General features: G+C 55.5%; 7 protein-coding genes and 1 rRNA gene. 7 read left to right on the plus strand and 1 reads right to left on the minus strand.

Translation table 11 applies throughout. From position 1 onward, the window contains the following. Positions 1-150: 150 nt before the first annotated feature. Positions 151-756, plus strand: a complete 606-nt coding sequence (locus tag K8R57_09020) for a hypothetical protein (protein MCE9588441.1) — start codon at positions 151-153, stop codon at positions 754-756. Positions 757-1,107: 351 nt separating this feature from the next. Here K8R57_09020 and K8R57_09025 read toward each other — a convergent pair whose 3' ends face one another. Further along, complete coding sequence (locus K8R57_09025) at positions 1,108-1,260, minus strand: hypothetical protein (protein ID MCE9588442.1); 153 nt, start codon at positions 1,258-1,260, stop codon at positions 1,108-1,110. 191 nt (positions 1,261-1,451) lie between these two features. Between K8R57_09025 and K8R57_09030 the strand changes: the two genes are divergently transcribed. The 6 genes from K8R57_09030 to K8R57_09055 all read left to right on the plus strand — a co-directional run. After that, positions 1,452-1,958 (plus strand): hypothetical protein, encoded by a 507-nt coding sequence (locus K8R57_09030; protein ID MCE9588443.1) that lies wholly within the window; start codon positions 1,452-1,454, stop codon positions 1,956-1,958. A gap of 7 nt (positions 1,959-1,965) precedes the next feature. Then, a complete protein-coding gene (locus tag K8R57_09035; protein ID MCE9588444.1) occupies positions 1,966-2,667 on the plus strand; it encodes an epoxyqueuosine reductase QueH in 702 nt (233 codons plus the stop codon). Then, positions 2,664-3,809 (plus strand): DUF362 domain-containing protein, encoded by a 1,146-nt coding sequence (locus K8R57_09040; protein ID MCE9588445.1) that lies wholly within the window; start codon positions 2,664-2,666, stop codon positions 3,807-3,809. Before K8R57_09035 ends, K8R57_09040 begins: the two co-directional genes overlap by 4 nt. 2 nt (positions 3,810-3,811) lie before the next feature. Then, positions 3,812-4,717: a squalene/phytoene synthase family protein gene (locus tag K8R57_09045; protein MCE9588446.1), complete on the plus strand. Its 906-nt coding sequence runs from the start codon at positions 3,812-3,814 to the stop codon at positions 4,715-4,717. A gap of 5 nt (positions 4,718-4,722) precedes the next feature. Then, a complete protein-coding gene (locus K8R57_09050) occupies positions 4,723-5,382 on the plus strand; it encodes a VTT domain-containing protein (protein ID MCE9588447.1) in 660 nt (219 codons plus the stop codon). Between the two features lie 582 nt (positions 5,383-5,964). Further along, positions 5,965-6,326, plus strand: a 16S ribosomal RNA gene (locus tag K8R57_09055); the annotation flags it as partial.

Genomic DNA, 6,326 nt, shown 5'->3' on the forward strand with positions numbered 1-6,326 from the left:
GTGGCATCCTGCCACTGCACAAATCTGCCAATCCGAGAGTCAGCTTCGATGCAAGATGATCAAAAATATCACCCCAATCCCTTCCTCCTCATCAAAATTAGCCAGACTTTGAAAAAGGCGCTTTAATCAGCGGTTCCCTAGGAGTATCTCATGAAAGCTATTCCCGAATACTCCACCGTTCGACCCGGGCTTTTCCACTGGCAGGGGTATGAACCTGCGGTGAAGTGTGACTGCTCCTCGACGGCGATCGTGACTCCGGCGGGATTGATCTTTATCGACCCAATCCCTCTGGCCGAGGAGGCGCTGAAAGATCTCGTGGTCGAGTCCTTCTCCGCACCCGCCGCCGTTGTGCTGACCAGCGGGAACCATCAGCGGGAGAGTCTGTTGCTTGCTAAGCGGTTCGGGATCCCGGTCTTTGCCCCGTCCGATGCCGGTGACGACATCATCGCGGATCAGCGCTTCCGCTCCGGCGAGCCGGTTGCAGGGATGGAGTCGTTTGCATTGCTGGGCTTTGGCCCGGGGGAGACAGTTTTTCTTTATGAAAGCACCCTCATTTTCGGTGATGCCCTGATCAATCTGGAGCCGGAGGGATTACGCCTGCTTCCCGAGAAATACCGGGAGGATAAGAAGAAATCCCTCCGGTCGCTGGCCGCGCTCAAGGGGTTGAAAGCTCAGATCCTCCTCTTCGCCCACGGCAACCCGATTATTCAAAACGCTGGATCACGCCTGGCTACTTGCCTTGCAGAGGTCTCTTAGTAAACACCGAAGAATGTCGCGCAGCCGTAACGGATGCGAAGCAACGGCCGGGCAAGCAAGCGCAGAGGCGCGGAGGAAAAGACAAAGGATTGGGTCCGGAGAAGACTATCATCGTTACTCCCCTCAAATCGGAGAATCACTTGATTGATCAGGAAAGGGTTATGACGACTCCTTCCAAAGGAGTCGTTTCTAAAGAAACGTTACCATTAGTCACAAAATCTCTGCGCCTCTGCGCGAGAATTATCAGTAGAAATAAGCTGCTCGGAAGGCCGCCAAATGAATCGACGGCGCTCCCGCGCAGTGGCTGTCACCCTGGGTCTCACGACCTAGGTATGACAAATCGGCAAACTGTTACTTGGCCGGGCTTGGAGCCGGCGTGGGGGAGGGGCACTCTTTCTTGGTGCCGCAGCTTCCGCAGTTGGCTTGGGCCATGGGTGCGGTGAGCGTGATAAGGGCCATGAAGAGACCGGCAATGGTGAAGCGAAAGGCTTGTGTGGTTGTCATCGGTTGATAATGGGTTTGGTTTGGTTGGGCTCCCATACGGAGAGCTTCTGATAAATTTGACCCCTCCGCCGGTGTTTTGTTCAAAGAAAAATCAAAAAAAGTGATCCTCTGATCTGTCCGACTGGCGTCGGGGCGCTGCCTCCAAGTCTGGCGGGTTGTGGATGGGACTTACTTGTGGAAGGATGTTGACCATGAAAAGGTACGCATGGATTCCGGTGGCCGTGGCTTTGTTGCTGCTGCAGGCCTGTGCCAGCGTGAGTTCCACGGCGGTTTTCTATCAACCGACCACGGCGAATTACTATCCGCCGAAGCCCTCTAATGCGGTCATTCCGATCCTGAATGCGCCTCCCGTCCACCCCTACTTCGAGATCGGGCGCTTCGCTTTCCAGACGACCCTCGGCTATCCCTTTGCGATCAATTCCGTGATCTACAACGCGCGTCGAGCAGGCGCTGACGCCGTGATTGTAAAGAACTGTCAGAATTGGTCGGTTCCTTACAGCTATGTGGTTCCACCCACTGTGGGATATATTCCGATCGGTGGATACAGTGGATATGGAGGATGGTATGGGGGTCGCTGCGGAGGGTGGGGCGGCGGATATTATGGGGGCGGTGTCGTACCTGTCGTCTATCCCGGTTACGCGGGCTATTCCTATCAGAACTTCACCGGGATCGATGCCCGGATGATTATGTACAAGTGATTCGAGGATGAGCGCTGCTTCCTTCCAACGTCCCGAACTCCAGCCTCCCGGTGGGGAGAAGCGCGTGATGCTGCACTCCTGCTGTGCTCCGTGTTCCGGCGAGGTGATCGAGGCGATGGTGGCTTCGGGGCTTGAGCTGGAGATTTTTTTCTACAATCCGAATATCCATCCGCGCGAGGAGTATGAGTTGCGCAAGGTCGAGAATATACGCTTCGCCGAGGAGCATGGTATTCCCTTCACCGATGCTGATTATGACACGGATAATTGGTTCGCCCGTGTGAAGGGGCTTGAGTGGGCTCCGGAGCGTGGTGAACGCTGTACTGCCTGCTTCGACATGAGGTTCGAGCGAACGGCGCTTCATGCCTTTGAAAAGGGATTCAAGGTTATCACGAGCTGCCTTGGGATCTCCCGATGGAAGGACATGAACCAGATCAACGGCGCCGGTGAACGCGCCGCCGCCCGCTGGCCCGGCATGAGCTACTGGACCCATAATTGGCGGAAGGGGGGAGGCGCCGAGCGGATGGTCGAGATCTCGAAGCGGGAGGAATTCTACGCCCAGCAATACTGCGGCTGTGTCTATTCGCTGCGAGATACGAACAAGTGGCGTCTAGCCAATGGTCGACCGAAGGTGGTGATCGGTCAGGATTATTATCGTCAGGAGGGTGCTCAGCCTGTGATCCAACGTGAAAATCCGGAGGAGCCTTCGTGAGGCACCTATATCTGTCGGCAATTGTTCTCCTTGCCCTTTTGTTACAGGAGGCGATGGCGGAGCTTCCCTCTCCCCGTCCCGACACGGCCTCGGAGAAGTCGGTTGTTTGGTTTGCTCTCGACTCGCAGGCCATGGGTCCCTCGATGACGCCGCGCCAGCCTCTTGTTTCTCGGATGGTGGCGGGACTGATCTGCGCGGTGACAGGAAAGAACACACCCGATGCCGCTTGGCGCTCCCTTATCAAGCCTGGCGAAAAGGTCGGCATCAAGGTCTCCTCTCAGCCGGGCGCTATCGGCGGAACTCATCCCGCGGTGGCTCAGGCCGTCGTGGAGGGATTGGTTGCTGCCGGCATCAAGGCGAGCGATATCATTGTCTGGGATCGGCGCCGCGAGGATCTCGTGCAGGCGGGCTATGACAAAGTGCCTGGCCTGAACCTGCGTTGGATCGAGAAAGGTGAGGGGTATGACCCGAGGGCAATCGTCACGACATCCGCAATCGGACAGCTCGTTTACGGCGATCTTTCCTTCAAGGAGTCACGAAACTCTCTGGCCGACATCCTGGGGCCCAAGGCGCAACTCAGTGAGGAGAGTCATCTGCCCATCATTCTCTCCCGTGATGTGGACAAGGTGATCAACATTCCCTCTCTCTGCGACAGCTACTTTACCGGAGTGCATGGTGCCTTGGCTGGTATGACTGCCGGGATTCTCGATAACTGGAGGCGCTTCAGTAAGGGAGACGGCTATGGTGATTCCGCGTTGGCTGATGCCTACTCGGACGAGCGGATCGGGAAGAAAGTGATCCTGACAATGATGGACGGAATCGTTCTGCAATATGCCGGGGGACCCTATCCAAGCCCCGCAAACTGTGTTGCCTACGGTATGCTGCTTGCCTCGAAGGACCCCGTAGCTATTGATGCCACGGCTCTCCGTCTCCTGGACGAACAGCGGACGGTTTCGCGGATGCCGAAGGCCTCGGGGGACGGCGATCATGTGGCGGAAGCGGCCGCGAAGGGCCTTGGCAACAATGATGCGAAGATGATCCTGCTGAAGCGGTTGGGACTCGGAAGCGGGGGGGGCATTCCTTCAGGGGCAGCCGTTGCTCCCGAAGCAGCATCCTTGCCGCTTCCCTCTTCCCGTCGCTGATTATGGAAGCTAGGGAGATTCGTTATCTCCTTCGCGCGCACGCACGCACCTTTGCGCTGACGCTGGCTATTTTACCCCGTTCCCTGCGCGAACCTCTCGGGGTCGTCTACCTGCTGGCACGCGCCTCGGATACGATTGCTGATGTCGGTAAGATCAGCCGCGAGCGGAGGGTTGCTCTGCTTGAGCAGCTACTAGGGAACTTGGAGTCGGCTCTTTCGGGTGGCTCACCTACGGGAAGATGGGGATGGGCGCCCGTGATGATGCCGGGGGAGTTGGATGAGTCGCAGGCAGAGCTCATTGCTGAGGTTCCACGGTTAATCAACGCACTCGAAATAAGTCCTGACCGTGATGAGTTGCTAAAGCTCTGGCGATTGATCCTGGAAGGGCAGCTTTTTGATCTGCGGCGGTTTCCTTCCGTCGAGCCGCTCAAGCGTGAGGAGTTGGAGCGCTATTGTTTCCTGGTAGCAGGGAGTGTCGGCGCGTGCTGGACTCGCTTGATCTCAGGCCATGCTCCTGACCGGCTCATGCTTCCCATGGCGGAGATGATTCCGCTGGGCATCGCCTACGGGAAGGGGCTGCAACTGCTGAATATCCTACGTGACCGTGACGAGGATCGATCCCTCGGAAGAATCTACGCGCGCGATGAGGAGTTGCCCGGTTTATTTGCACTCGCGGACGAGTGGCTTGCGCTGGGAGAACGCTATCTTGCGCATCTCCGACCAGGCCGGGTTCTTTTTGCCACGGCGCTTCCCTTGGATCTGGCATGGAGCACCCTGGCAAAACTGAAGGATCCCGAGCTCCATTCGTCATTGAGGGGGGTTAAGCTGAACCGATGGGAGGTCTATGACTTACTCCTGCGGGGCTTGAACTCCCTTTGCTTGCCGAGGCGAGGGAATCCTGCTTCATAAGCGCAATGGATTTTATTCACTGGTTCCAAGCAAACTTCATCCACCTCGACAAGAGCCTCGAAAACATCGTTCACGCCTATGGCGTCTGGGTCTACGCGATCCTCTTTGCCATCGTCTTTTGCGAGACGGGCCTCGTGATCACGCCATTCCTTCCCGGGGATGCTCTGCTCTTTGCCGTGGGCGCTTACTGCGTCTCTCATCCTGATGCGGGTCTCAAGTGGCCCGTCGCCATGGTGCTTCTAATGGTGGCCGCAATCCTGGGTAACTTGGTAAACTTCGCTATTGGCGGGACGCTGGGTGGTAAAATCTTCAAGGAGAATGCGCTTATCCTGAAAAAGCAGTATCTCGACAAGACGCACCTCTTTTTTGAAAAGCATGGCGCGAAGGCAATCATCATGGCCCGCTTTCTGCCGATCTTTCGCACGCTCTCCCCCTTTGTGGCTGGAATGGCCTCGATGGATCGTCGCAAATTCACTCTCTACACCGTCGTGGGGAGCTTCCTCTGGGTCTTTCTCATGATGATTGCGGGGGTAATCTTTGGTCAGATTGATTGGGTAAAGAAACACTTTGAGGCCGTTGTGCTGGGCATCATCCTCATCTCCATGCTGCCCGTTGCTTTTGAGATCATCGTTCAGTTCCTTGATGCCCGGAAGAATCGGAAGTGAACGAGTTTTACGCAGGTAGATAGAATCAAGCTCCGCAGTCGAGTCAGACAGAACAATACAGAATCACACGCCCGCCGAACCCTGTAAATAAGGGGTTGGCGGGCGTTTTCGTTTTGCAGAAGGAAGAATAACGGCGACGTGGAATGATGGTCGTTAAAATATTTTTAAAAAAAGTGAAAGAAGTCGTTGACTCTAGAATGATCTCGTATAATGTTCTCAATCCCGACGGTGACTTTGTTCACTCGAACGGGAATGTTCTTCGCCAGTCTGCCTCGAGTATTTGAACAAATACGAGGTGGTGCTGACGGCCCTTAAAATTCTTCCGTTACTAAACGAAAGATCAAGGGTTGCCTCACCGCTTCCGCAGCCACTGGTATCGATCTTTGACAGCGCAGGTCCGGTTTCGCACAAGCAACGGAAACCGGATGGATCATATACGAAACAGCAAGAACTGAATTGTGCGTTTTTCGTCGATTTTCTTAATCGAAGTTTAATACAGATCGTCCCTTGGTCACCACGGTGGCTAAGGAAAAGATGATGCTGGAAATTTGCCTCCCGTTTAGCACGAGGAGGCGCAAACTTTCTACGGAGAGTTTGATTCTGGCTCAGAACGAACGCTGGCGGCGTGGATAAGACATGCAAGTCGAACGGGGTTTCATTTGTAGTAATACAGATGAAATCTAGTGGCGAACGGGTGCGTAACACGTGAGCAATCTGCCGGGAAGTGGGGGATAACTCGCCGAAAGGCGAATTAATACCGCATATGGCCAGGGAAGACATCTTCCCGAAGCCAAAGTCGCAAGACGCTTCCTGATGAGCTCGCGGCCTATCAGCTAGTTGGTGAGGTAATGGCTCACCAAGGCTATGACGGGTAGCTGGTCTGAGAGGACGACCAGCCACACTGGAACTGAGACACGGTCCAGACACCTACGGGTGGCAGCAGT

This window comes from Verrucomicrobiota bacterium, assembly GCA_021413925.1.
Classification (GTDB): domain Bacteria; phylum Verrucomicrobiota; class Verrucomicrobiia; order Chthoniobacterales; family UBA6821; genus UBA6821.

What these genes read in the sequence shown, in the direction of transcription:
- K8R57_09020 (MCE9588441.1), top strand. Translation starts at nt 151, where the DNA reads ATGAAAGCTATTCCCGAATACTCCACCGTTCGACCCGGGCTTTTCCAC.
- K8R57_09025 (MCE9588442.1), bottom strand. Translation starts at nt 1,260, where the DNA reads ATGACAACCACACAAGCCTTTCGCTTCACCATTGCCGGTCTCTTCATG.
- K8R57_09030 (MCE9588443.1), top strand. Translation starts at nt 1,452, where the DNA reads ATGAAAAGGTACGCATGGATTCCGGTGGCCGTGGCTTTGTTGCTGCTG.
- K8R57_09035 (MCE9588444.1), top strand. Translation starts at nt 1,966, where the DNA reads ATGAGCGCTGCTTCCTTCCAACGTCCCGAACTCCAGCCTCCCGGTGGG.
- K8R57_09045 (MCE9588446.1), top strand. Translation starts at nt 3,812, where the DNA reads ATGGAAGCTAGGGAGATTCGTTATCTCCTTCGCGCGCACGCACGCACC.
- K8R57_09050 (MCE9588447.1), top strand. Translation starts at nt 4,723, where the DNA reads ATGGATTTTATTCACTGGTTCCAAGCAAACTTCATCCACCTCGACAAG.